The organism is Shewanella sp. M-Br (genome assembly GCF_036245925.1).
Classification (GTDB): domain Bacteria; phylum Pseudomonadota; class Gammaproteobacteria; order Enterobacterales; family Shewanellaceae; genus Shewanella; species Shewanella oncorhynchi.
Genome location: NZ_BJBV01000068.1, coordinates 1 through 489, shown reverse-complemented (window position 1 = coordinate 489; position 489 = coordinate 1). Strand labels below are relative to the sequence as shown.

Genomic DNA, 489 nt, shown 5'->3' with positions numbered 1-489 from the left:
TTATCGGCTCACCACTGAGGGTTTAGTTACTACCTATCATGACGCGATTCCGGATGCCGCCTACGCGGTAGTGCGGGGGCTGGCTTGGTTTGGAGTGGTGGTTTGTATTGTCGGGGTGGCCTTTTTAGGCCCAGCAGCGCTGATTGGTGCAGGCGGAATGGCTCTGGGGGCATTTTTCTTTACTGGTTTTAAAAATGTAGAAACCACCTCAATAAGTGCTATCAAGCGTGGACATCCCCACATGATAAAAGTGACCCACAAGAGGCCATATATATCCTGTGATACAGACAGGTTTTATTTCGGATATTATTCAAATCTCGACTGTTATTGCCATCCCGAAGATATGCATAAAGTGTTGTCGCTACTGATGAAGCAATTACTGGGGTCGAAACTCTTTTTATTGAAAAATGAACGAATAGTTGGCCTTTCTAAAGTTGGCATCCGTGACGGCGAACCAGTCCAATTGTCAGATTTTGCCCCTGAGAATAC

General features: G+C 46.0%; 1 pseudogene. It reads left to right on the top strand.

The window, feature by feature from the left end:
• Positions 1-489 (top strand): annotated as a pseudogene (locus AAA952_RS22340) (hypothetical protein); the annotation flags it as partial.